This is a genomic window from Pseudomonas sp. Pmew2 (genome assembly GCF_058129885.1).
Genome location: NZ_CM176702.1, coordinates 1,474,706 through 1,498,937 on the forward strand (window position 1 = coordinate 1,474,706; position 24,232 = coordinate 1,498,937).

The 24,232-nt window shown below is 58.3% G+C and carries 24 protein-coding genes and 1 other RNA gene; 19 read left to right on the forward strand and 6 right to left on the reverse strand.

The genetic code is table 11. The annotated features are described in order from the left end of the window. Positions 1–77: 77 nt before the first annotated feature. From AC4ANK_RS06790 to cysN, 3 genes are all read left to right on the forward strand, one after another. Positions 78–836: a Nif3-like dinuclear metal center hexameric protein gene (locus AC4ANK_RS06790; RefSeq protein WP_460383319.1), complete on the forward strand. Its 759-nt coding sequence runs from the start codon at positions 78–80 to the stop codon at positions 834–836. Positions 837–989: 153 nt separating this feature from the next. Then, positions 990–1,907, forward strand: a complete 918-nt coding sequence (gene cysD / locus AC4ANK_RS06795; RefSeq protein WP_002555071.1) for a sulfate adenylyltransferase subunit CysD — start codon at positions 990–992, stop codon at positions 1,905–1,907. 10 nt (positions 1,908–1,917) lie between these two features. Next, entirely contained in the window at positions 1,918–3,816 is a 1,899-nt protein-coding gene (gene cysN, locus AC4ANK_RS06800) for a sulfate adenylyltransferase subunit CysN (RefSeq protein ID WP_002555070.1), read from the forward strand. 202 nt (positions 3,817–4,018) lie between these two features. Here cysN and AC4ANK_RS06805 read toward each other — a convergent pair whose 3' ends face one another. Next, positions 4,019–4,462, reverse strand: a complete 444-nt coding sequence (locus tag AC4ANK_RS06805) for a Z-ring associated ZapG family protein (RefSeq protein ID WP_002555069.1) — start codon at positions 4,460–4,462, stop codon at positions 4,019–4,021. Positions 4,463–4,607: 145 nt separating this feature from the next. On the opposite strand from AC4ANK_RS06805, the gene AC4ANK_RS06810 reads away from it, so the two are divergent. From AC4ANK_RS06810 to zapE, 3 genes are all read left to right on the forward strand, one after another. After that, positions 4,608–5,237 (forward strand): alpha/beta hydrolase, encoded by a 630-nt coding sequence (locus tag AC4ANK_RS06810; protein WP_031595000.1) that lies wholly within the window; start codon positions 4,608–4,610, stop codon positions 5,235–5,237. Positions 5,238–5,276: 39 nt separating this feature from the next. Further along, complete coding sequence (locus AC4ANK_RS06815; RefSeq protein WP_002555067.1) at positions 5,277–6,626, forward strand: tryptophan--tRNA ligase; 1,350 nt, start codon at positions 5,277–5,279, stop codon at positions 6,624–6,626. 62 nt (positions 6,627–6,688) lie between these two features. After that, positions 6,689–7,783: a cell division protein ZapE gene (gene zapE / locus AC4ANK_RS06820; RefSeq protein ID WP_002555066.1), complete on the forward strand. Its 1,095-nt coding sequence runs from the start codon at positions 6,689–6,691 to the stop codon at positions 7,781–7,783. A 58-nt stretch (positions 7,784–7,841) separates the two neighbouring features. Here the strand turns inward: zapE and AC4ANK_RS06825 are convergent, their stop codons facing one another. Continuing rightward, on the reverse strand, positions 7,842–8,789 hold the full coding sequence (locus tag AC4ANK_RS06825; protein WP_162836990.1) for a GlxA family transcriptional regulator: 948 nt from the start codon (positions 8,787–8,789) through the stop codon (positions 7,842–7,844). Between the two features lie 454 nt (positions 8,790–9,243). Between AC4ANK_RS06825 and rplM the strand changes: the two genes are divergently transcribed. From rplM to AC4ANK_RS06845, 4 genes are all read left to right on the forward strand, one after another. Further along, a complete protein-coding gene (rplM, locus tag AC4ANK_RS06830) occupies positions 9,244–9,672 on the forward strand; it encodes a 50S ribosomal protein L13 (protein WP_002555065.1) in 429 nt (142 codons plus the stop codon). Between the two features lie 14 nt (positions 9,673–9,686). Further along, positions 9,687–10,079 (forward strand): 30S ribosomal protein S9, encoded by a 393-nt coding sequence (gene rpsI, locus AC4ANK_RS06835; protein WP_002555064.1) that lies wholly within the window; start codon positions 9,687–9,689, stop codon positions 10,077–10,079. 281 nt (positions 10,080–10,360) lie between these two features. Further along, positions 10,361–10,978 carry a glutathione S-transferase N-terminal domain-containing protein gene (locus tag AC4ANK_RS06840; protein WP_460383314.1) on the forward strand — a complete coding sequence of 206 codons (618 nt, stop codon included), beginning with the start codon at positions 10,361–10,363 and terminating at the stop codon, positions 10,976–10,978. Between the two features lie 17 nt (positions 10,979–10,995). Beyond that, positions 10,996–11,406 (forward strand): ClpXP protease specificity-enhancing factor, encoded by a 411-nt coding sequence (locus tag AC4ANK_RS06845; RefSeq protein ID WP_002555061.1) that lies wholly within the window; start codon positions 10,996–10,998, stop codon positions 11,404–11,406. A 60-nt stretch (positions 11,407–11,466) separates the two neighbouring features. On the opposite strand, the gene AC4ANK_RS06850 is transcribed toward AC4ANK_RS06845, so the two are convergent. From AC4ANK_RS06850 to AC4ANK_RS06865, 4 genes are all read right to left on the reverse strand, one after another. Then, positions 11,467–12,045 carry a BON domain-containing protein gene (locus AC4ANK_RS06850; RefSeq protein WP_002555060.1) on the reverse strand — a complete coding sequence of 193 codons (579 nt, stop codon included), beginning with the start codon at positions 12,043–12,045 and terminating at the stop codon, positions 11,467–11,469. Continuing rightward, a complete protein-coding gene (locus AC4ANK_RS06855) occupies positions 12,042–12,635 on the reverse strand; it encodes a phosphoheptose isomerase (RefSeq protein WP_002555059.1) in 594 nt (197 codons plus the stop codon). The genes AC4ANK_RS06850 and AC4ANK_RS06855 overlap by 4 nt, the downstream gene beginning before the upstream one ends. 169 nt (positions 12,636–12,804) lie before the next feature. After that, entirely contained in the window at positions 12,805–13,176 is a 372-nt protein-coding gene (locus AC4ANK_RS06860; protein WP_005745001.1) for a YraN family protein, read from the reverse strand. After that, positions 13,176–14,990, reverse strand: coding sequence for a penicillin-binding protein activator (locus AC4ANK_RS06865; RefSeq protein ID WP_460383311.1), 1,815 nt, complete (start codon positions 14,988–14,990; stop codon positions 13,176–13,178). The genes AC4ANK_RS06860 and AC4ANK_RS06865 overlap by 1 nt, the downstream gene beginning before the upstream one ends. Positions 14,991–15,271: 281 nt before the next feature. Between AC4ANK_RS06865 and rsmI the strand changes: the two genes are divergently transcribed. From rsmI to mraY, 9 genes are all read left to right on the forward strand, one after another. Then, positions 15,272–16,141, forward strand: coding sequence for a 16S rRNA (cytidine(1402)-2'-O)-methyltransferase (gene rsmI, locus AC4ANK_RS06870; protein ID WP_002555056.1), 870 nt, complete (start codon positions 15,272–15,274; stop codon positions 16,139–16,141). A gap of 97 nt (positions 16,142–16,238) precedes the next feature. Beyond that, positions 16,239–16,596, forward strand: an RNA gene (gene rnpB / locus AC4ANK_RS06875) — RNase P RNA component class A. A gap of 307 nt (positions 16,597–16,903) precedes the next feature. Next, positions 16,904–17,359 carry a division/cell wall cluster transcriptional repressor MraZ gene (gene mraZ / locus AC4ANK_RS06880; RefSeq protein ID WP_002555055.1) on the forward strand — a complete coding sequence of 152 codons (456 nt, stop codon included), beginning with the start codon at positions 16,904–16,906 and terminating at the stop codon, positions 17,357–17,359. A 2-nt stretch (positions 17,360–17,361) separates the two neighbouring features. Further along, positions 17,362–18,303: a 16S rRNA (cytosine(1402)-N(4))-methyltransferase RsmH gene (gene rsmH, locus AC4ANK_RS06885; protein WP_002555054.1), complete on the forward strand. Its 942-nt coding sequence runs from the start codon at positions 17,362–17,364 to the stop codon at positions 18,301–18,303. Beyond that, a complete protein-coding gene (gene ftsL / locus AC4ANK_RS06890) occupies positions 18,300–18,593 on the forward strand; it encodes a cell division protein FtsL (protein WP_002555053.1) in 294 nt (97 codons plus the stop codon). The genes rsmH and ftsL overlap by 4 nt, the downstream gene beginning before the upstream one ends. Next, complete coding sequence (locus tag AC4ANK_RS06895; RefSeq protein ID WP_002555052.1) at positions 18,590–20,320, forward strand: peptidoglycan D,D-transpeptidase FtsI family protein; 1,731 nt, start codon at positions 18,590–18,592, stop codon at positions 20,318–20,320. Before ftsL ends, AC4ANK_RS06895 begins: the two co-directional genes overlap by 4 nt. After that, a complete protein-coding gene (locus tag AC4ANK_RS06900; RefSeq protein WP_002555051.1) occupies positions 20,320–21,783 on the forward strand; it encodes a UDP-N-acetylmuramoyl-L-alanyl-D-glutamate--2,6-diaminopimelate ligase in 1,464 nt (487 codons plus the stop codon). Before AC4ANK_RS06895 ends, AC4ANK_RS06900 begins: the two co-directional genes overlap by 1 nt. Beyond that, positions 21,776–23,146: a UDP-N-acetylmuramoyl-tripeptide--D-alanyl-D-alanine ligase gene (locus AC4ANK_RS06905; protein WP_002555050.1), complete on the forward strand. Its 1,371-nt coding sequence runs from the start codon at positions 21,776–21,778 to the stop codon at positions 23,144–23,146. The genes AC4ANK_RS06900 and AC4ANK_RS06905 overlap by 8 nt, the downstream gene beginning before the upstream one ends. Then, positions 23,146–24,228, forward strand: a complete 1,083-nt coding sequence (gene mraY / locus AC4ANK_RS06910) for a phospho-N-acetylmuramoyl-pentapeptide-transferase (RefSeq protein WP_002555049.1) — start codon at positions 23,146–23,148, stop codon at positions 24,226–24,228. The genes AC4ANK_RS06905 and mraY overlap by 1 nt, the downstream gene beginning before the upstream one ends. Positions 24,229–24,232: the final 4 nt, after the last annotated feature.

Here is a 24,232-nt window from a genome sequence, read left to right on the forward strand (position 1 = left end):
TTTGCCACGGGTGCGCCATAATGGCGGGCATTATACGAGTACAACGCAGCTCTGAACTGCATATTTAGGAGTCTTTTATGGCTGTTGCCCTGAGCACCCTGGTCGAAGAAGCCGACCGCTATCTGAACAGTGCCCGGATTCAGGATTATTGCCCTAATGGCCTTCAGGTCGAGGGTCGGCCTCAAGTGATGCGCATCGTCAGCGGCGTGACGGCCAGCCAGGCATTGCTGGACGCTGCCGTAGAGGCTCAGGCTGATCTGATTCTGGTCCATCACGGTTATTTCTGGAAAGGCGAAAACCGCTGTGTTGTCGGCATGAAGCAGCGTCGCCTGAAAACTCTGCTCAAGCACGACATCAGCCTGCTTGCCTACCACCTGCCGCTGGACGTGCACCCTGAAGTGGGCAATAACGTGCAGCTGGCACGTCAGTTGGACATCACTGTCGAAGGCCCGCTGGACCCCGAAAATTCGCGAGTGGTCGGCTTGATCGGTTCGTTGTCCGAACCCATGACGCCGCGGGATTTTGCCCGTCGCGTGCAGGATGCGCTGGGGCGTGAGCCATTGCTTATCGAAGGCAGTCAGATGATTCGCCGTGTCGGCTGGTGCACGGGCGGTGGTCAGAACTACATTGATCAGGCAGTGCTGGAAGGCGTCGATCTGTTCCTGAGTGGCGAAGCGTCGGAGCAGACATTCCACAGCGCACGGGAGAACGACATCAGCTTCATCGCGGCCGGTCATCACGCCACCGAGCGATATGGCGTTCAGGCCCTGGGTGACTACCTGGCCCGACGCTTTGCACTCGAGCATATCTTCATCGACTGCCCGAACCCGATTTGAACGATCAAACAGCAGGGCATATGCATAGATCGTTTCGATCTAGCTGCATCGCTGATTAGCGATATCACGCATGTTAAAGTGCTCGGCTCGAATACGGCCCGCAGGCCGCCCCGGGGTTTCCCGGTCCATAACGAACGCAATCCGTGAGTAGCCATGGTTGACAAACTGACGCATCTGAAACAGCTGGAGGCGGAAAGCATCCACATTATCCGCGAGGTCGCCGCCGAGTTCGATAACCCGGTGATGCTGTACTCGATCGGCAAGGATTCGGCCGTGATGCTGCACCTGGCGCGCAAGGCATTCTTCCCCGGTAAATTGCCATTCCCGGTCATGCACGTCGATACTCGCTGGAAATTCCAGGAGATGTATCGTTTTCGCGACAAGATGGTCGAGGAAATGGGCCTGGACCTGATCACTCACATCAACCCCGATGGTGTGGCGCAGGGCATCAACCCCTTCACCCACGGAAGCGCCAAACATACCGACATCATGAAGACCGAGGGCCTGAAGCAGGCGCTCGACAAGCATGGTTTCGATGCCGCTTTCGGCGGTGCCCGGCGCGACGAAGAAAAGTCCCGGGCCAAGGAACGCGTCTATTCGTTCCGCGACAGCAAACATCGCTGGGACCCTAAAAACCAGCGCCCCGAGCTGTGGAATGTCTATAACGGCAACGTCAACAAAGGCGAGTCTATCCGGGTGTTCCCGCTCTCCAACTGGACCGAGCTGGACATCTGGCAGTACATCTACCTTGAAGGCATCCCTATCGTGCCGCTGTACTTCGCCGCCGAGCGCGACGTGATCGAGAAGAACGGTACGCTGATCATGATCGACGACGAGCGCATCCTCGAGCATCTCACCGATGAAGAGAAGTCGCGCATCGTCAAGAAAAAGGTCCGTTTCCGCACCCTCGGCTGCTACCCGCTGACCGGTGCTGTCGAGTCCGAAGCGACCAGCCTGACCGACATCATTCAGGAAATGTTGCTGACGCGAACTTCCGAGCGCCAGGGCCGGGTCATTGACCATGACGGCGCTGGCTCGATGGAAGAAAAGAAACGTCAGGGTTATTTCTAAGGGGTGTCACATGTCGCATCAATCTGATTTGATCAGCGAGGACATCCTCGCCTACCTGGGCCAGCACGAACGCAAGGAAATGCTGCGCTTTCTTACCTGTGGCAACGTCGATGACGGCAAGAGCACGCTGATCGGGCGTCTGCTGCATGACTCGAAGATGATCTATGAAGATCACCTTGAAGCCATCACCCGGGACTCGAAGAAGTCCGGCACCACTGGCGATGACGTCGATCTGGCGTTGCTGGTGGATGGTCTGCAGGCCGAGCGGGAGCAGGGCATCACTATCGATGTTGCCTATCGCTATTTCTCCACGGCCAAGCGAAAGTTCATCATTGCCGATACACCGGGCCATGAGCAGTACACCCGTAACATGGCCACCGGCGCTTCGACCTGTGACCTGGCGATCATTCTGGTGGACGCGCGCTATGGCGTGCAGACCCAGACCCGTCGTCACAGCTATATCGCCTCTCTGCTGGGTATCAAGCACATCGTCGTCGCCATCAACAAGATGGACCTCAACGGCTTCGATGAGGGCGTGTTCGAGTCGATCAAGGCCGATTACCTGAAGTTCGCCGAGGGTATCGCGTTCAAGCCGACCACCATGGCGTTTGTTCCAATGTCAGCGCTCAAGGGCGACAACGTGGTGAACAAGAGCGAGCGTTCGCCCTGGTACACCGGCCAGTCGCTGATGGAAATTCTCGAGACCGTCGAAATCGCCAGCGACCGCAACTATGCGGACCTGCGTTTCCCGGTGCAGTACGTCAACCGTCCAAACCTGAACTTCCGCGGTTTCGCCGGTACGCTGGCCAGCGGTATCGTGCACAAGGGCGACGAGATCGTCGTGCTGCCGTCGGGCAAGAGCAGCCGTGTGAAGTCCATCGTCACTTTTGAAGGCGAGCTGGAGCAGGCCGGTCCGGGGCAGGCCGTGACGCTGACCATGGAAGACGAGATCGACATTTCCCGCGGTGATCTGCTGGTGCATGCCGACAACGTCCCACAGGTCAGCGATGCGTTCGACGCGATGCTGGTGTGGATGGCCGAAGAGCCCATGCTGCCGGGCAAGAAGTACGACATCAAGCGCGCTACCAGCTATGTGCCTGGCTCTATTGCCAGCATTACTCATCGGGTCGATGTGAACACGCTGCAGGAAGGCCCTGCCAGCTCGTTGCAGTTGAACGAGATCGGACGCGTCAAAGTCAGCCTCGATGCGCCCATCGCGCTGGACGGCTATGACAGAAACCCCACCACTGGCTCGTTCATCGTCATCGATCGTCTGACCAATGGCACTGTGGCAGCGGGCATGATCATTGCCAAGCCGGTTTCAGGCGGTGGCTCGCAGCATCATGGCGAGCTGGCCCACGTCTCGACTGAAGAGCGTGCGCAGCGTTTCGGCCAGCAGCCGGCTACCGTATTGTTCAGCGGCCTGTCCGGCGCAGGCAAAAGTACGTTGGCGTATGCGGTCGAGCGTAAGTTGTTCGACATGGGCCGTGCGGTCTATGTGCTGGACGGTCAGAACCTGCGTCATGACCTGAACAAGGGCTTGCCACAGGACCGTGCCGGGCGTACCGAGAACTGGAGCCGTGCCGCCCACGTGGCGCGCCAGTTCAACGAAGCGGGCCTGCTGACCCTGGCTGCCTTTGTGGCGCCGGATGCCGAGGGCCGTGAGCGCGCCAAGGCGCTGATCGGCAAGGATCGTCTGCTGACCGTCTATGTTCAGGCGTCGCCAGCAGTCTGCCGCGAGCGTGACCCGCAAGGCCTGTATGCCGCTGATGGCGACAACATTCCTGGCGAGTCCTTTCCGTATGACGTGCCGCTGAATGCCGATCTGGTGATCGATACGCAGACACTCAACCTGGAAGAAAGCGTTAAACAGGTGCTGGATCTGCTGCGCAGCCGCAGCGTGATCTGATACGCATGCAGGCGTGAAAGCCCAATGGTTTTCAGCGCCTGCATTGGCCTCTTCGCGAGCAAGCTCGCTCCCACAATGGTGCGCACGCACGATCTTGTGGGAGCGACCGGCGTGGCAATCCGCATTGCTCGCGAAGGGGTAGGGCACAAAAAAGCCCGCTGCAGATGTTCTCTGTAGCGGGCTTTTGTGTGGCTGTGAATCCTTACCTTTTCAGGCCGTAATGCTCATCCAGCATTCCAGGCGTGTTGGGCGACTTGGGGGCGTAGTCCTTGGGTGTCTCGGTGTCGCGCGGAGGGGTCAGGCGGTCGCGATGATCGCGGTGCGCATGATTGGCCTCAGGGTGCAGGGCGGCCAGCAAGCGTTGGCGGGTCAGCTCGTCGAGAGCCAGACGGTTGGCGCCCTCGGCAAGGTGTTCCTGAACATCCTGATAGCTCTGCGAAAGCTTCTGTACCAGATTGGCCGTGCTGTTGAAGTGCGTGACTACCTCGTTCTGATAGGTGTCGAAACGCTCCTGAATGTCATCCAGCTGGCGCTGGGTGCTGTTCGGAACGGTGTTGGGCAGCAGGCGTGCTACCAGAAAACCAATGACGACACCGGCCACCAGGGCGAGCGTCGGCAACAACCAGACTAAGAGCGAGTGTTCCACGAGTCCTTCCTCTATAAACGGCTTTGCTTTACGTTAACGGCTGGAACCGGCGCTGTATACCCGCGACGTATCGTTGATATGCAAGCCGCAGACAATCAGCTAGACGAGTCGACCCATTTCGAGGTCACGGAGTTCTGTTTTGCTCATGCGTGAAACCCCATTATTTATCGATGGCCCAGAAGGCCAGCTCGAAGCGCTGTATCAGGATGTACCTGACGCCCGAGGCCTTGCACTGATCTGCCATCCTAACCCGATACAGGGCGGAACGATGCTCAATAAAGTCGTCTCGACGTTGCAGCGTACCGCAAGGGATCAAGGTCTGATCACCTTACGCTTCAATTATCGCGGTGTCGGTGCCAGTGCCGGTACGTCGGTCGCCGGGCCAGGTGAGATCGATGATGCCCAGGCTGCCGCCAAGTGGCTGCGTGCGCAACATCCTGATCTGCCCATGACGCTGTTCGGTTTTTCTTTCGGTGGCTACGTTGCCGCCAACCTGGGTGGTCGCCTTGAAGGGCAGGGCGAAAAACTGACGCATTTGTTTCTGATTGCTGCAGCGGCCTCGCGGCTCAAGGATCAAAGCGTCTTGCCGCAAGGTTGTCCGCTGACGATCATTCAGCCAGAAGACGATGAAGTGATCGATCCTGAAACGGTCTATGCGTGGTCGGTCGCGCTGCAACGCCCCCATGAGCTGCTGAAAGTGGCAGAATGCGGACACTTTTTTCACGGCAAGCTGACCGATCTGAAAGATCTGCTTCTGCCGCGACTTTCCAACTGATTGCAGCCCGTATTGCATCCTTTAGATAAGCGACCTGCCATGACCACTCGTATCCTGACCGGTATCACGACCACCGGCACTCCCCATCTGGGTAACTACGCGGGCGCGATTCGCCCGGCCATTGTCGCCAGCCGTCAGAGCGATTTCGACTCGTTCTACTTTCTGGCCGACTACCACGCGTTGATCAAATGCGATGACCCGCTGCGCATTCAGCGCTCGCGTCTGGAAATCGCTGCGACCTGGCTGGCAGCTGGCCTGGACGTTGATCGTGTGACCTTCTATCGCCAGTCGGACATTCCAGAGATCCCGGAACTGACCTGGCTGCTTACCTGCGTGGCGGCCAAGGGCCTGCTTAACCGCGCGCACGCCTACAAGGCATCAGTGGACAAGAACGTCGAAGGTGGCGAGGACCCGGATGCGGGCATCACCATGGGGCTGTACAGCTATCCGGTACTGATGGCCGCTGACATTCTGATGTTCAATGCGCATCAGGTTCCTGTGGGGCGCGACCAGATCCAGCACGTTGAAATGGCCCGCGACATCGGCCAGCGGTTCAACCACCTGTTTGGCAATGGCAAGGAATTCTTTGTCATGCCCGAGGCCTTGATCGAAGAGAGCGTCGCCACGCTACCCGGTCTGGACGGGCGCAAGATGTCGAAAAGCTACGACAACACCATTCCGTTGTTCAGCAGCGCCAAGGAGATGAAAAGCGCCATATCGCGCATCGTCACCGACTCGCGCGCGCCGGGTGAAGCGAAGGATCCGGACACCTCGCACCTGTTCACCCTGTATCAAGCGTTTTCGACGGCAGAGCAGTGCGCTGAATTCCGTTCCGATCTATTGCAGGGGCTGGGCTGGGGCGAAGCGAAGAATCGTCTGTTCACCTTGCTGGATGCGCAATTGAGTGAGCCCCGTGAAAAATATCTGAGGCTGATCGAGCGTCCTGCCGATCTCGAAGATATCCTGCTCGCCGGCGCGCAGAAGGCACGCCGGGTTGCCACGCCGTTTCTGGAGGAACTGCGTGAGGCGGTGGGCCTGCGCTCGTTCCGCGCCACGGTGCAAAACGCCGATACCGGCAAGAAAAAGGCCACCAAGGGCGCGCGTTTCGTCAGTTTCCGTGAAGACGACGGCAGCTTCCGTTTCCGCCTGCTGGCCGCCGATGGCGAGCAGCTGCTGTTGTCGCGCAATTTTGCCGACGGCAAGGCGGCCGGCATCGCCAGCAAGCAGTTGCAGCAGGGCGGTGAGCTGGATCTGCGCAGTGAAGCCAATGGTTTCACGCTGTGGCTGGACGGCGAGTGTGTAGCCGATAGCCCGGAGTTCGCCGATGCCATTGCGCGCGACAACGCGATTCAAACCCTTAAGCTGGCACTTGCTCCTCAACAGGACTGATTGCCAATCCCCGGGGTCGTCGCTACAGTGACGACCCGTTTTTGTTGCCTTGCTAACGAATTATGACGCCCCTAGAACGATATCAATCTGATCTGAAACGCCCGGACTTCTTTCACGATGCCGCGCAGGAAAACGCTGTGCGCCATTTGCAGCGCCTGTATGACGATCTGGTTGCCGCTCACGACAGCAAGCCCGGCCTGTTCGGCAAGCTGTTCGGCAAGAAAGAGCCGACCCTGGTCAAGGGGTTGTACTTCTGGGGTGGCGTGGGCCGTGGCAAGACCTACCTGGTCGACACGTTCTTTGACGCGCTGCCGTTTCAGGACAAGGTCCGTACGCACTTCCACCGCTTCATGAAGCGCGTGCACGAAGAGATGAAGACCCTCAAGGGCGAGCGAAATCCGCTGACGATCATCGCCAAGCGTTTTTCCGACGAGGCACGGGTTATCTGTTTCGACGAGTTCTTTGTTTCCGACATCACCGATGCCATGATTCTGGGCACGCTGATGGAAGAACTGTTCAAAAATGGCGTAACGCTGGTGGCAACCTCCAATATCGTTCCGGACGGTTTGTACAAGGACGGCCTGCAACGCGCGCGTTTCCTGCCTGCAATTGCGCTGATCAAACAGAACACCGACATCGTCAACGTCGACAGCGGCGTCGATTACCGTCTGCGTCACCTGGAACAGGCTGAGCTGTTTCACTTCCCGCTTAACGAAGTTGCGCAGGAAAGCCTGCGCAAAAGCTTCAAGGCCCTGACCCCGGATTGCGCCGAAACCATCGAAAACGATGTGTTGATGATCGAAAACCGCGAGATCCGTGCTCTGCGTACCTGTGATGATGTGGCCTGGTTCGACTTCCGCGAGCTGTGCGACGGGCCACGCAGCCAGAACGACTACATCGAGCTGGGCAAGATCTTTCATGCTGTGCTGATCAGTGGCGTCGAGCAGATGGACGTTTCTACCGATGACATCGCCCGACGTTTTATCAACATGGTCGACGAGTTCTACGATCGCAACGTCAAGCTGATCATTTCAGCCGAGGTTGAGTTGAAGGACCTGTACACCGGTGGCCGGTTGATGTTCGAGTTTCAACGCACCCTGAGCCGTCTGCTGGAAATGCAATCCCACGAATTCCTCTCGCGGGCGCACAAGCCCTAGCAGCGACTGCAAGCGGCAAGTTTCAAGCTGCACGCTTGAAGCTCGCCCATGCTGCAGCTCACAGCTTTTCCTTCTGGCTCTCGAACTGCTGCCGGTACTGGTTGGGTGACAGCTCGGTGTGTTGGCGAAACAGCCGGGCGAAGAAGCTGGCGTCGTCATAGCCCACCTCGTAGCTGATGGTCTTGATGCTTTTGCGAGACCCTGACAGCAATCCCTTTGCCGTTTCGATCCGCAGCCGTTGCAGGTAATGCAGCGGCTTGTCACCGGTTGCGGTCTGAAAGCGGCGCATGAAATTGCGAATGCTCATACCGTGCTCTCGGGCCACATCTTCAAAGCGGAACTTGTCGGCAAAGTGCTCTTCCAGCCAGTGCTGAATCTGCAGAATCACCACGTCCTGATGCAGTTTCTGCCCGCCAAAGCCTATGCGGCCCGGTGAGTAGGTGCGGCGTACCTCGTAAAGAATATCGCGGGCCACGGCCTGCGCGACGTTGGCACCGCAGAACCGCTCGATCAGGTAGATGTAGAGGTCGCACGCTGACGTCGTGCCCCCTGCGCAGTACACGTTATCGGCGTCAGTCAGGTGCTTTTCCTGGTTGAGCAGCACCTTGGGGTAGCGTTCGGCAAATGCACCGAAGAAGCGCCAGTAGGTAGTCGCTTCCTTGCCGTCGAGCAATCCTGCCTCGGCAAGCCAGTAGACCCCGGTGGCTTCGGCGCAGAGTACGGCACCGTTGGCGTGTTGCTCACGCAGCCAGGGCAGGATCTGCGGGTAGCGTTCGCACAGGGTTTCAAAATCATCCCAAAAGGCCGGGATAACGATGATGTCGCTTTGGCACAGCACGCCGTCGACTGGCAATGTGACGTCGCTGAAGCTGCTGACGGAGAGTCCGTCCGGGCTGACGAGGCGGGTTTCGAAAGCGGGCACCAGGCCCTGGCCCAGTTGTTTGCTGTAGCGCAGGCTGGCTAAGTGGAAGAAGTCTTTGGCCTGCATGACCGTCGAGGCAAACATCTTGTCGGTGGTCAGAATGCTTACGCGGCGCAGCAGAGTAGCGTGTTGGATCGGCATAATCGTTATTCTTATTATGGGTAAATGGTCAAGCAACGGCTGGATCGTCTTATTTTTTGTCGGGTGTGTCCAGCCTCCTCATGCCAGGATCTCTGCGAGAGGTGCGCATGATGGCTTTGTGCTAAGCGGGTAAATATCCGCCAATCCACGCCTCGCAGGCAATAAACAGAATGTGAACAAAAAATCCGGTTGAGGTTATTTTTACAGTCTGTATAATCCGCCAGCTCTTTGCAGTGGAAGTGATGCGCCGTCTGCCGAAGAATCTTGCCGTATAACGGACGCGCTGACCCGAGCCCCCGATAGCGTCTGTTTCCGGCTGCCTTTGACTTGTCAAAGTACGCACTATTCAGTAAGATCCGCCGTCTAATTTTCAGGGCGGCCCCTGAGGCTATAAAGAATGAAAACTTTTACTGCTAAACCGGAAACAGTTAAGCGCGACTGGTTCGTCGTCGACGCTGCTGGTCAGACCCTGGGTCGTCTGGCCACCGAAATCGCGAGCCGTCTGCGTGGCAAGCACAAACCGGAATACACTCCGCACGTTGATACCGGCGACTACATCGTCGTGATCAATGCCGAGCAGATCCGCGTTACTGGTGCCAAAACTACCGACAAGATCTACTACTCACACTCCGGTTTTCCGGGCGGGATCAAGTCGATCAACTTCGAAAAGCTGATCGCCAAAGCTCCTGAGCGCGTGATCGAGACCGCGGTCAAAGGCATGCTGCCTAAGAACCCGCTGGGTCGCGACATGTATCGTAAGCTGAAAGTCTATGCGGGCGCTGTACACCCTCATACTGCTCAGCAGCCCCAAGAACTGAAGTTTTAACGGAATAGTTCATTATGTCGGCGACTCAAAATTACGGCACTGGCCGTCGCAAGACCGCAACCGCTCGCGTTTTCCTGCGTCCGGGTACTGGTAACATCTCGATCAACAACCGCTCCCTGGACAATTTCTTCGGCCGCGAAACTGCCCGCATGGTAGTTCGTCAGCCGCTGGAACTGACCGAGACAGTTGAAAAGTTCGACATCTACGTCACCGTTATCGGTGGCGGTGTAAGTGGTCAGGCTGGCGCAATCCGCCACGGTATCACTCGCGCTCTGATGCAATACGACGAGACTCTGCGTGGCGCTCTGCGTAAAGCAGGCTTCGTGACTCGCGATGCTCGTGAAGTTGAACGTAAGAAAGTCGGTCTGCGTAAAGCGCGTAAGCGTCCGCAGTACTCGAAGCGTTAATTCGTTCTTCGTTCAAAGAAAGAACGTCCATCCCCTCGCGGGGCTGGGCGTTTTTTTATGGGTGTGATTTTTGCGATCGAGGTGTTTTCAAGCTTGGCGTGTCACGTCGATATTGCGAGATTTATAAGCCTGTCGGCGAAGATTACAGAATTTACATCGCGTAAATGAGCTATCTTGTGGCCCGCGACGAACACCTGTCCTGTTGCGTTCATTATCGGATGCGCCCTTAAGGCGTATTCGTTCGTCTGTCCGATAAATTTTAACAAGCGAGGAGGATCGCCATGGGCGTGACCAACCGGTTGGCCTGCTACTCCGACCCCGCCGACCACTATTCTCATCGTGTGCGTATTGTGCTCGCCGAGAAGGGTGTCAGCGCCGAAATCATTGAGGTTGTGGCAGTTCGTCATCCGCCGCAGCTGATTGAAGTAAATCCGTATGGCAGCTTGCCGACTCTTGTTGATCGTGACCTGGCGTTGTACGAGTCGACGGTGGTGATGGAATACCTGGATGAGCGCTATCCGCATCCGCCCTTGCTGCCTGTCTATCCCGTGGCCCGCGCCAACAGCCGTCTGCTGATCCATCGCATCCAGCGAGACTGGTGTGGCCTTGTGGACCTGATCCTTGATACGCGCAGCAAAGAGCCTGCTCGTGTTCAGGCGCGCAAGGAGCTTCGTGAAAGTCTGACCGGGGTTTCACCGTTGTTCGCGGAAAAAGCTTTTTTCATGAGCGACGAGCTAAGTCTTGTTGACTGCTGTCTACTCCCCATACTCTGGCGTTTGCCAATTTTGGGTATTGAATTGCCGCGGCCTGCCAAGCCGTTGCTTGATTATATGGAGCGCCAATTTGCGCGTGAGGCTTTTCAGGCGAGTCTGTCTGCTGCCGAACGTGAAATGCGCTAAGGCTTAAGGAGCCGTTAATGAACTCCAGTCGCCCTTATCTTGTTCGCGCTCTCTATGAGTGGATCGTCGATAACGATTGCACCCCGCACGTGCTGGTCAATGCGGATTACCCCTCGGTGCAGGTCCCGCAAGGGTTTGCCAATGACGGGCAGATTGTCCTGAATGTTTCGCCAAGTGCGGTGCGTCATCTGCATATGGATAACGAGGCCGTCAGCTTCGAAGGCCGCTTCGGCGGTGTGCCACACACGCTTTATGTGCCTGTAGCTGCCATCCTGGGCATTTATGCCCTTGAGAACGGTCAGGGTATGGTTTTCGATCTGGAGCCTTCCATGGACGATGGTGAGGAAATCGAGATCGAAGATGATACTCCGCCCGACAGCGAGCCACCGCGCCCGAGTGGCCGGCCGAGTCTGAAGGTCGTGAAGTAAAAAATGCGCAATAAAAAAGGCGATCTCCGGATCGCCTTTTTTTCGCCTGCCAGTTACCCGTCAGTCGATGTACTCAAACAGTTTGACGATCTTCTGCACGCCGGAAACGCCCTGTACCAGGTTGGTGGCGCGATTGGCTTCATCCTGAGTCACCAGACCCAGCAGGAACACAATACCGTTCTCGGTCACCACCTTGATGCGCGAGCCGGGGATGGATGCGTCGGCAATCATCTGGCTCTTGATCTTGGTGGTCAGCCAGGCATCGTTGTTACGCGCCAGCAGCGAAGAGGGCGCCATGACCTGCAACTCGTTGTTGACCTTCTTGACGCGCTGGACCGAGCTGGCGGCCTGTTCGGCAATTGCCTTGAGGTCGGCGCGGGGTGTCTGGCCAGCCAGCAGCACGATGCCGTTGAAGCTGGTCACAACGATGTGCGAGCCTTCTGCGAGATCAGGGTTGGCTTTGGAAATGTTGACGGCTGCCTTGGTCTCGATCAGCGAGTCATCGATCTTGCTGCCGAAGGTGCGGGTGCCGCGATCATCTTCGATCGGCTTGTCGCGAGTGGCCGTGATCACCGAGCTGCATCCGGTGACGCTCAGGCACAGTGTCAGAACCAATAGGCTGAGACGATTAGGGGTCATTCTTCACTCCCGAACAGTTGGCTGTCGATCAAATCGCAAAGGCAATGGATCGCCAGCAGATGGACTTCTTGTATGCGTGCCGTGACATTGGCAGGTACGCGGATCTCCACGTCCTCGGGCAATAGCAGGGAAGCCATGCCGCCACCGTCGCGTCCCGTCAATGCTACGACAATCATTTCGCGATCATGTGCGGCCTGGATGGCCTGAATAATATTTGCCGAGTTACCGCTGGTGGAAATGGCCAGCAGCACATCACCTGGCTGGCCCAGTGCGCGGATCTGCTTGGAAAAGATTTCGTTGTAGCTGTAATCGTTGGCGATCGAGGTGATCGTCGAGCTGTCGGTTGTCAGGGCGATGGCTGGAAGGCTCGGCCGCTCGCGCTCGAAACGGTTGAGCAGTTCCGAGGAAAAGTGCTGTGCATCGCCAGCCGACCCGCCGTTGCCACACGCGAGCATCTTGCCCTCGTTGAGCAGGGCATTGACCATGACCTGACTGGCTTGCTCGATATAGGGTGCAAGGACTTCCATCGACTGTTGCTTGGTTTCGATGCTGGCCTGGAACAGCCGGCGAATTCGGGATTGCATGTCCATCAATGTGACCTTAATTAGAGCGTACGGCGGCGGGACGGATGCGCCGGGTTCTCCCGGGAGCTATCCGGCACACAAGGTGTGCAGCCGGCAAAACAAATAGCGAAATCGGTGAGCGTAGAAGCTATTGCAGATCATCAGCACGGCGGAGCTGCTTTGCTCGAGCGCAAGGTCAGCTGTCAAAAGCACTCTTGATCCAGTTCAGCGGTGCAGCGTTGCCAGGCTGGCCTTCAATGGCGATCACGTCGAAACGGCAGGGGTGACTGGCCCAGTCTGTTGCTTGCTGCAGAAAAAGCTGTGCGGCAGTGACAAGTTTTGCCTGCTTGCGAAAATCAACGCTTTCCGTGGCTCCACCCCAGCCTGAATGGCGCCGGTAGCGAACTTCGACGAATACTACTGTATCGCCGTCAAGCATGACTAGATCAAGCTCGCCGCGTTTGCATAACCAGTTTTGTTCAATCAGGTGCAGCCCCTGTTGTTGCAAAAACTGCAGGGCGAAGGCTTCAGCCTCGCGCCCTGCTTGTTGGCGGCTGCTGCGTGGCATCAAGGCGCTGTGTCCGGCAGGCGTTGGATCTTGCCGTCGACGAACTCCGCCCATGGCAGCTGGCGCTCGACGCGACGGCCAGGGTTGATGCTCAGGCTGCCCGACAGGCCATCGATACGGCTGTCAGGCATCGCCTTGAGTTGCGCAAGGCGTGGGGCCAGGCGGTAGGCGTCGATGCCCATTGCGTACAGGCGGCCAAGGCTGCCAGCAGCTTGTGGCCATTGCGCGGTGACTTGCTGGCGCAGTGGGTCTTCAGCGTTCAACAGCCACGGCGTCTCGCAGAAGCGCACACCGTTGAGGTCCATGTACTGCGCATGATCGTTGCTGTTGGTGAACAGGTGCGAGGTGGCGTAGACCGGAACATCGCCTGCGTACTGGAAAACCATGGTTGGCTTGATCTGCTGCGCTTGTTGCGGCGTCGCGGCGAGGAACATGAAGTCAATGTCCTGGCGACGGCTTGGCTGCGCGGCTACCTGAGTACCGGCAGTGCTCTGCAGGCGCTGGGCGCGGCCTTCACTGTTGCGTAACTGGAACAGATCGGCGACCTGTTGTGCCAGTTCTACGGGCTGGTCAACGTGCTCGGCTGCGATCAGCGTACCGCCCTTGGCCTGCCAGCTCTTGCGGAAGGCATCCAGTACGCGGTCGCCCCATTCGCCTTTCGGCACCATTGCTACGGCGCTGCGCTTGCCATCGGCCCAGGCGCGACGGGCAACTTCGCGGGCTTCGTCTTCGGCAGCCAGACCAAACTGATACAGCTGAGCGGGGCCTTCGTTGCTGGTGTCGCTGTAGTTCAGCGCCAGGGTAGTGATCGGAAGCTGCTGGCGGCTGTTCAGTTGTTTGACGAGGTTCTTTTCCAGCGGACCTACGACCAGCTGTACGCCAGCGGCCTGGGCCTGACGGTAGAGCTCATCCATCGAGGTAACGCGCGAGCTGTCGAACACCTGGATGGCGGGTGGATTCTGTCCTGCTTGTTGTGCCTGGAAGTGCGCGGCCATGAAACCTTCGCGCAACGCTTTGGCAACTGCGGCCAGTTGACCGTCCTGCGGCAGCAGCAGAGCGATTTTGGTAATCGGCTCGCTGGTCAGGGCGCGCAGTTGGGCGAGGGCGGTAGGCAGTTGCAGCGCTGCCGGGTGTTTCGGGTTCTGGGCTTTCCAGTTGTCGATGGCCGCCTGTTGCTGCTCAAGTGTGCCTGCGCCTTTGATCGAGCGGGCCAGATTCAGCCAGCCGCCCATATCGCCGCTGGCGGTACTTTGCAGCTGCTCGGCCGGCAGAGCGGAGACCAGCGTCCAGATTGCATCATTGTTGGCGCTGGCCTCTGCGCCTTGCAGCAGAGGGCCGGCGAATACTCGCTCATTGACGGCCGCCAGGGCCTGGCCATCGGCCTCCAGGGCGCGCGCCTTGACCATGTGGGTGCGAACCTGCTGCTCGACCGACAGTTCGCCCAGGCGTTGCATGCTTGGGTGGTTCAGTGCGGTCAGTGCTGCCTTGGGCTGATTGCGGCCCATCGCCAGCTCTGCGGACAATGTGCTGGCGAAAACCTGCAGTCCGGGTTTGAGTTGATCGATTTGCACCTGTCCGAGGATCTGCGCAGCGCGTCCTGCGTCATTCTGGCGGGCGGCCAGGTCGGCTGCACTCAAGCGCAGCGTTGCAGCCTGCTCGGGTGTTTTGGCTGTGGCGGCCTGATCAAGCAACTGCTCGATGCTGGCGTCAGGGGTTTGAGGCAGCTCGCCAAGGCTGGACGAGGGCGAGCTGGCACAGGCTGCGAGAAGGGCAGCGAGGCAGAGGGCAGAGAGCAGCCGCAGACAAGCGATCATTGGTATGTTCCTGAAACTCGAGCGAATTAACGGGGAATTGTACCCAAGCGCTGGCCGGGGTGCGATGTCGAAGGTGTTTAAAGCCGTGATATTGGTCGCGTTAGGGGCATCTGGCGGCCAAATCGTTCAATTCGAGGGGGCTGCGTTGTGTTGTGTCCGGCCTTGATCATGTATTTATTCCTTTTTTATCGGCATCCCTGATGCGCGAACCGCTCGGCCGTGCTTCAGCCTGTACAATGCATTCTTTCCAAGTATCAGCTTTAACCTGTGAGGTTTGCGTTTTGACTGTTCCGGTTGTTTCGAATTCCACTCCGGGCTCGCTTTATGTAGTGGCGACTCCTATCGGCAATCTGGACGACATGAGCGTGCGGGCATTGAAGGTGTTGCGTGAAGTCGCGCTGATTGCGGCTGAAGACACGCGCCATTCTGCACGGCTGATGCAGCACTTCGGGATATCCACTCCGTTGGCCGCCTGTCACGAGCATAACGAACGTGATGAGGGTAGTCGGTTCATAACGCGTCTGCTGGCTGGCGATGATGTGGCGCTGATTTCCGACGCGGGCACGCCGCTGATTTCTGATCCCGGTTATCACCTTGTACGTCAGGCGCGTGCTGTAGGTGTACCGGTTGTGCCCGTGCCGGGCGCTTGCGCCCTGATCGCCGCTCTTTCTGCGGCCGGGCTGCCTTCGGACCGATTCATTTTCGAGGGCTTTCTTCCCGCCAAGGCTGCAGGGCGCAAGGCAAAGCTTGAGCGAGTAAAGGAAGAGCCGCGCACGCTTATTTATTATGAAGCGCCGCACCGGATTCTTGAGTGTCTGCAAGACATGGAGCAAGTCTTCGGTGCCGACCGTCAGGCCTTGCTGGCACGTGAAATAACCAAAACCTTTGAAACGCTCAAGGGTCTGCCTTTGGGTGAGCTGCGGGCTTTTGTCGAGGCTGACAGTAATCAGCAGCGTGGCGAATGCGTGGTGCTGATAGCCGGCTGGACGCCACCCGAGGACGAGGATGTCATTGGTGAGGAGGCGCGCCGCATACTGGATTTACTGCTTGCAGAGATGCCTCTCAAGCGCGCCGCAACCTTGGCAGCCGAAATAACCGGCGTGCGCAAGAACCTGCTTTATCAGGTGGCACTGGAGAAACAGAAGGAATGATGGGTTGCCTTTAAAGGGGGGGGTAACGGGGACAAGTGCGCCCCACGTGCTATTAAAGCTTGTTCTTGAAGGCATGTGCCGCTAACCTTGGCGGCGGAGAGTCGATTGGACAGTCGCTGCCTCTTGTTGTTCCGCAACAGGGGGGGGAGGAAAGTCCGGGCTCCATAGGGCGGAGTGCCAGGTAACGCCTGGGAGGCGTGAGCCTACGGAAAGTGCCACAGAAAATAACCGCCTAAGCACTTCGGTGCCGGTAAGGGTGAAAAGGTGCGGTAAGAGCGCACCGCACGTCTGGTAACAGTTCGTGGCAAGGTAAACCCCACTCGGAGCAAGACCAAATAGGGTTCCTAGGCGTGGCCCGCGCTGGAACCGGGTAGGTTGCTAAAGACGTCCAGTGATGGCCGTCGTAGAGGAATGACTGTTCTCGACAGAACCCGGCTTACAGATCGACTCTCCACCTTTTTTCTCACCCTTCGTTTCAAGCAGCAAAACCCTCTCGTAATACCAAAAAAATCTTACAGCTCATAAATCACATTAACTTTGAATCGCAACGATTTGAGTTGTGTGGGATTTATCTGTCAGATCGTTCGTAAAATTACCCTTTTATACCCAATGCCTCTCCTAAATCTCCGAAATGTAAGGGTTTTCCTTAAGACCGTGCCTTGACGGTGTGGTGGGCGCGTTCCTATAGTGTGCACAAGTGGCAGAAAGTGGCACGAAGTGGGTTTTTTCAGCGCAAAAAGCTAAAATTCGGAGAATGCGCCTGTGTTCCGTGGTGCCAACGCGATCAATCTCGATGCCAAGGGCCGTCTCGCTATGCCGAGCCGGTACCGTGACGAGTTGGATTCGCGTAGTGCCGGGCAACTTATCGTGACCATTGATGCCGTTGATCCCTGTCTTTGCCTGTACCCGCTTTCCGAATGGGAGCTGATAGAGGCAAAACTTCGTGATCTGGCGACGTTTCGTGAAGAGAACCGTCGTCTGCAAAGGCTTTTGATTGGTAATGCTGTCGATCTGGAACTCGATGGCAGCGGGCGTTTTCTGGTGCCGCCACGCTTGCGCGAATACGCCAGGCTGGATAAGCGCGTAATGCTGGTGGGCCAGCTCAACAAGTTTCAACTGTGGGACGAGGACGCCTGGAACGCTCTTGCTGATGCTGACCTGGCTGCCATTCAAAAACCTGGCGCTATGCCCGACGAATTACGTGATTTGATCCTGTGACTATGAACAGCGGCTTTACCCACATCACCGTGCTGCTTGAAGAAGCCGTGGAGGCTCTCGCGGTGCGTGCCGATGGCTGCTATCTGGACGGCACGTTCGGACGTGGCGGGCATAGTCGTCTGATATTGAGCCAGCTTGGCCCTGATGGTCGGCTTCTTGGGTTCGACAAGGACCCTCAAGCGATTGCCACAGGGCAAGCGCTAGCGGCCGAAGACGGCCGCTTTGTCATTGTGCAGCGCAGCTTTGCCGAATTGGGATCCGAGGCTCAGGAACGCGGTTTGGCGGGCAAGGTCAGCGGTATTCTGCTGGATCTGGGCGTTTCGTCCCCGCAGCTGGATGACCCCGAGCGCGGCTTCAGTTTCATGAACGACGGCCCGCTGGACATGCGCATGGACCCAACCCGTGGCGTGAGCGCTGCCGAGTTCATCGCGACTGCACCCGCTGAAGAAATTGCCCGCGTATTCAAGGAATACGGCGAAGAGCGGTTTGCCAAGCGCATGGCTAATGCCGTCGTCGCGCGCCGTGAAGTCCAGCCTTTCGAGCGTACCGCTGATCTGGCAGAAGTGCTCAAGGTCGCCAACCCTGCCTGGGAGAAGGGCAAGAATCCTGCAACGCGAGCCTTTCAAGGGCTGCGTATTCACGTGAACAACGAGCTGGGTGATCTGGAAGCCGGTCTTGAAGCCGCACTGGATGCCCTTGAAGTCGGTGGTCGCCTCGTCGTCATCAGTTTTCACTCGCTGGAAGACCGTATCGTCAAATTGTTCATGCGCAAGCTCGCCAAGGGCGAAGCCGACAACATGCCACGCAATCTGCCGATCCAGTTCAAACCGTTCGAACCGAAAATCAAAATTCACGGCAAGGCTCAATTCGCCTCGGATACCGAAACCAAAGCCAACCCGCGTTCGCGCAGCGCTGTCATGCGCGTAGCGGAGAAGCTCAGGTGAGCCGTCTGTTTCTGAAACCTTTGCCCGGCGGCAGCTTCATTATGCTGCTGCTGTTCATTGCTGTCCTGATTTCAGCGATTGGCGTTTCCTATAGCGCACATTGGAATCGTCAACTGCTCAACTCGCTGTACTCGGAAATGAGCGTGCGCGACAAGGCGCAGGCAGAGTGGGGCCGGCTGATCCTTGAGCAGAGCACCTGGACTGCACACAGCCGCATCGAGAATCTGGCCACCGAACAGCTGAAAATGCGCATTCCAAGCGCTGCCGAAGTGCGGATGGTGGCGCCATGATGAAACTTGAAGGCGCGCTTTATCCGTGGCGTTTTCGCGTGGTCGTGGGGCTGCTGGTGTCCCTTGTGCTCGCCATTTGCTGGCGCATCGTTGACCTGCAGGTTATCGACCACACCTTTCTCAAGGAGCAGGGCGATGCCCGCAGCCTGCGGCATATCCCGATTCCGGCTCACCGTGGCCTGATCACCGACCGCAACGGCGAGCCGCTTGCCGTGAGTACTCCGGTGACGACGCTGTGGGCCAACCCGCGCGAAATGCAGCAGGACAAGTCCAAGTGGCCGATGCTCGCAGCGGCTACCGGGCAGGATCTGAAAGCGTTGACTGATCGCCTGGAATCGCAATCCACCAAGGAATTTATCTACCTTGTTCGTGGCATGACGCCGGAGCAGGGCCAGGCAGCACTGGATCTGAAAGTCCCTGGCGTTTACGGCATCGAAGAATTCCGCCGTTTCTACCCGGCAGGGGATGTTACCGCGCACATGGTTGGTTTTACCGACCTTGATGACCACGGTCGCGAAGGTGTCGAGTTGGCTTATGACGACTGGCTTGCGGGAGTGCCCGGCAAGCGTCAGGTTATCAAGGACCGGCGCGGCCGACTGATCAAGGATGTTCAGGTGAGCAAGAATGCCAAGGCCGGAAAGACCTTGGCTTTGTCTATTGACCTGCGTCTGCAATACCTGGCAACCCGTGAACTGCGCAACGCCATCGTGGAAAACGAGGCCAAGGCAGGCAGCATGGTGATCATGGACGTCAAGACCGGTGAAGTTCTGGCGATGGTCAATCAGCCGACCTATAACCCGAACAATCGCCGCACTATGGTGCCTGCTGCCATGCGCAACCGGGCAATCATTGACGTGTTCGAGCCGGGCTCGACCATGAAACCGATCTCCATGACTGCAGCGCTGGACAGTGGCCGCTGGAAGCCCACCGATAAGGTCGAGGTTTATCCAGGCACACTGCAGATCGGTAAGTACACGATTCGTGACGTGACCAAGACCGAGGGCCCGATCCTCGATCTGACCGGCATCCTGATCAACTCCAGTAACGTTGGCATGAGCAAGGTCGCGTTCGATGTGGGCGGCGAAGCGATCTTCCGTGCCATGCAACGCGTTGGTTTTGGTCAGTACACCGGCCTCGGCTTCCCTGGCGAGCGCGTTGGCAACCTGCCCAACTATCGCGAGTGGCGCAAGGCCGAGACCGCCACGCTGTCCTATGGCTACGGTCTGTCAGTTACCGCTTTGCAATTGGTACACGCCTATGGCGCGCTGGCCAATAACGGCCGCATCGTGCCACTGACCATTTTGAAAACGGATAAAGAGCCGGAATCGACCCAGGCCATTCCCGAGAAAACCGCCAAGACTTTGCAGGGCATGTTGCAGCAGGTTATCGAAGACCCGCGCGGTGTGTATCGCGCCCGTGTGCCGTCCTATCACGTCGGCGGCAAGAGTGGTACGGCGCGTAAGACGTCCATCGGCACCAAGGGCTACGCAGAGAACTCCTATCGTTCCCTGTTCGCCGGTTTCGGCCCGATGAGTAACCCACGTTATGCCATCGTCGTGGTCATCGACGAGCCGAGCAAGGGCGGTTACTACGGTGGTCTGGTTTCGGCTCCGGTATTCAGCAAGGTCATGTCCGGTACGTTGCGTCTGATGAACGTCACGCCTGACAACCTTGCCCCACCGGAACAAGTCAATGCAGCACCGGCAGCCAAAGGAGGGCGTGGTTGATGGCCTTTAATCTGAGCAAGATTTTCGCTCACACCGATCGCGACCCCTTGATTCGCGAGTTGACTCTCGACAGCCGCAATGTCCGTCCGGGTGATCTGTTTCTGGCCGTGCCGGGTATCAAGGTCGATGGCCGTGCGCATATTGCCGACGCGCTCAAGCGTGGCGCTGCGGCTGTGGCTTACGAAGTAGAAGGCTCGACCGTTCTGCCGATCACCGACGTGCCGCTGATCCCGGTCAAGGGGCTCGCCGCGCAGTTGTCCGATATTGCCGGCCGCTTCTACGGCGATCCGAGCCGCAGCCTGAATCTGGTAGGCGTTACCGGCACCAACGGCAAGACCAGCGTCACTCAACTGGTTGCCCAGGCGCTTGATGCACTGGGTCAGCACTGCGGCATCGTCGGCACGCTGGGCACAGGCTTCTACGGCGCGTTGCAAAGCGGCCGTCATACCACGCCCGACCCGATAGCCGTTCAGGCGACGCTGACCGACCTGAAAAAGGCCGGTGCGCGCGCAGTGGCAATGGAAGTGTCGTCTCATGGGCTGGATCAAGGGCGGGCGACGGCGCTGGCGTTTGATGTGGCGGTGCTGACCAATCTGTCCCGTGATCATCTGGATTATCACGGCACCATGGAAGCGTACGCTGCCGCCAAGGCCAAGCTGTTTGCGTGGTCCAACCTGAAATGCCGGGTAATCAATCTGGATGATGCTTTCGGTCGTGAACTGGCCGGTATCAAGCAAGAGTCGCGGTTGATCACCTATAGCCAGCTGGACAGCTCGGCCTACCTGTATTGCCGCGATGCGAAATTCGATGACGATGGCGTGCGCGCTACGCTGGTCACGCCTCAGGGCGAGCACTTCCTGCGCAGCAGCCTGCTGGGTCGCTTCAACCTGAGCAACGTGCTGTCTGCGGTCGGCGCTTTGCTGGGCCTGGATTACGCGCTGGACGAAATTCTCAAGGTGTTGCCGAAACTCGAAGGCCCGGTCGGGCGCATGCAACGTCTGGGCGGTGCCGACAAGCCGCTGGTGGTCGTCGACTACGCGCATACTCCGGATGCGCTGGAAAAAGTCCTCGAGGCACTGCGCCCGCACGCCAAAGGCCGCCTGTTGTGCCTGTTCGGCTGCGGCGGTGATCGTGATCGCGGCAAGCGTTCGCTGATGGCTGAAGTGGTCGAACGCCTGGCCGACGGTGTGTGGGTCACCGACGACAACCCGCGCTCCGAATCGCCAGCCATTATTTTTGACGATATCCGCCCTGGCTTCGCTGCTGCTGACAAGGTGCGCTTCATCGAAGGTCGCGGCCAGGCCATTGCCGAGTTGATCGCCAGCGCCAATGCCGATGATGTCGTAGTCCTGGCCGGTAAAGGGCATGAGGATTATCAGGAGATCGACGGTCAGCGCCATCCGTTCTCTGACCTGCAAGAAGCTGCCAAGGCGCTTGCTGCGTGGGGGCCTGCGAATGATTAAGTCAATGACATTCAGCGAACTGGTCGTGCCACTTGACGCCCGTCTGGTCGCTGGCGACTGCAGCTTTGACGGTGTGAGCACCGACAGCCGTGGTATCCAGCCGGGCCAGCTGTTCGTGGCCCTGACCGGGCCGCGCTTCGACGGCCATGAGTACCTTGAGCAGGTGGCTGCCAAAGGTGCGGTCGGTGCTCTGGTCGAGCGCGAAGTGCAGGGCGCAAGCCTGCCGCAACTGGTCGTGCTCGATACCCGCAAGGCGCTCGCGCAATTGGGCGCAATGAACCGCAATGCGTTCATCGACAAGCCGGTTGCAGCGATGACCGGTTCCAGCGGCAAGACCACGGTCAAGGAAATGCTCGCGAGCATCCTGCGTACGCGCGGCACTGTGCTGGCCACTCGTGGCAATCTGAACAACGAGCTGGGCGTGCCATTGACGTTACTGGAGCTGGCTCCCGAGCACAGTGCGGCGGTCATCGAACTGGGCGCATCGCGGGTGGGCGAAATTGCCTTCACCGTGAGCCTGACCAAGCCACACGTTGCCATCATTACCAACGCTGGAACCGCCCATGTCGGCGAGTTTGGCGGGCCGGACAAAATTGTCGAGGCCAAGGGCGAGATTCTGGAAGGACTCAATGCCAGCGGCACCGCGGTGCTGAATCTGGAGGACAAGGCTTTCCCTGTCTGGCGCAAGCGTGCCGGCAATCGCAACATTCTGACCTTCGCACTGGCTGACCCTGCGGCGGATCTGCACGCCAGCGACCTTAGTAATGATGCCCGCGGCTGCCCGGGCTTCACCATCAACAGCCCGCTCGGCGTCGCCCAGGTTCAGTTGAATCTGTTGGGCGCGCTTAACGTGACCAACGCCCTGGCGGCCGCGGCTGCAGCCTGCGCACTGGGCGTGACGCTGGAAGGCATTGTCGCGGGCTTGAACAACGTGCAGCCGGTCAAGGGCCGTGCGGTTGTGCAAATCGCCAGCAACGGCACGCGCGTCATTGATGACACCTATAACGCCAACCCTGCCTCGATCAACGCAGCCGTCGACATCCTTACCGGTTTTACCGGTCGTACCGTGCTGGTGCTGGGCGATATCGGCGAGCTGGGCGAGTGGGCCGAACAAGGCCATCGCGACGTAGGGGCCTATGCCGCTGGCAAGGTCTCGGCGCTGTATGCCGTCGGCCCGTTGATGACTCATGCCGTCAGCGCCTTTGGTGAACATGCGTACCACTTTGCCAGTCAGGCAGAGCTGATCGCGGCGCTGGGCGCCGAGCAGGACCCTAATACCACTTTACTGATCAAGGGCTCGCGTAGCGCTGCGATGGAAAACGTCGTGGCTGCCTTGTGCGGTTCTAGCCTGGAGAAACATTAATGCTGCTGCTGTTGGCCGAGTTCTTACAACAGTTCTACAAAGGCTTCGCGGTCTTTCAGTACCTGTCCTTGCGCGGGATCCTTGGTGTGCTCACTGCGCTGACACTGTCGCTGTGCCTGGGCCCCTGGATGATTCGTACCTTGCAGATGCGCCAGATCGGCCAGTCTGTCCGCAACGACGGTCCGCAGTCGCACTTGTCCAAATCGGGTACGCCGACCATGGGCGGCGCGCTGATCCTCTCGTCCATTGGCATCAGTACGCTGTTGTGGGCTGACCTGAGCAATCGTTACGTTTGGGTTGTGTTGCTGGTGACACTGCTGTTCGGGGCCATCGGCTGGGTCGATGACTACCGCAAAGTGATCGAAAAGAACTCGCGTGGCCTGCCGAGCCGCTGGAAGTATTTCTGGCAGTCGGTATTCGGCCTCTGTGCAGCGATCTTCCTTTATACGACTGCACCGTCGGCTACCGAAACCACGCTGATCGTGCCGATGCTCAAGGATGTGCGCATTCCGTTGGGTATCGGTTTCATCGTGCTGACCTATTTCGTGATCGTCGGCTCCAGCAACGCAGTCAACCTGACTGACGGCCTGGACGGTCTGGCGATCATGCCGACGGTGATGGTGGGCGGTGCGCTGGGCATATTTTGCTACCTGTCGGGTAACGTGAAGTTTGCTGAATACCTGCTGATTCCCTACGTACCGGGGGCAGGTGAGCTGATTGTCTTCTCTGGTGCACTGATTGGCGCGGGACTGGGTTTTCTCTGGTTCAACACCTATCCGGCTCAGGTGTTCATGGGTGACGTCGGTGCGCTGGCGCTGGGCGCTGCGCTGGGCACCATGGCTGTGATCGTGCGTCAGGAAATTGTCCTGTTCATCATGGGCGGCGTGTTCGTGATGGAAACCCTTTCAGTGGTCATTCAGGTTGCGTCTTTCAAACTCACCGGTCGCCGCGTGTTCCGCATGGCGCCGATTCACCACCACTTTGAACTCAAAGGCTGGCCCGAGCCACGCGTGATCGTCCGTTTCTGGATCATCACCGTGATTCTGGTGCTCATTGGCCTTGCCACACTGAAACTGAGGTAGAACG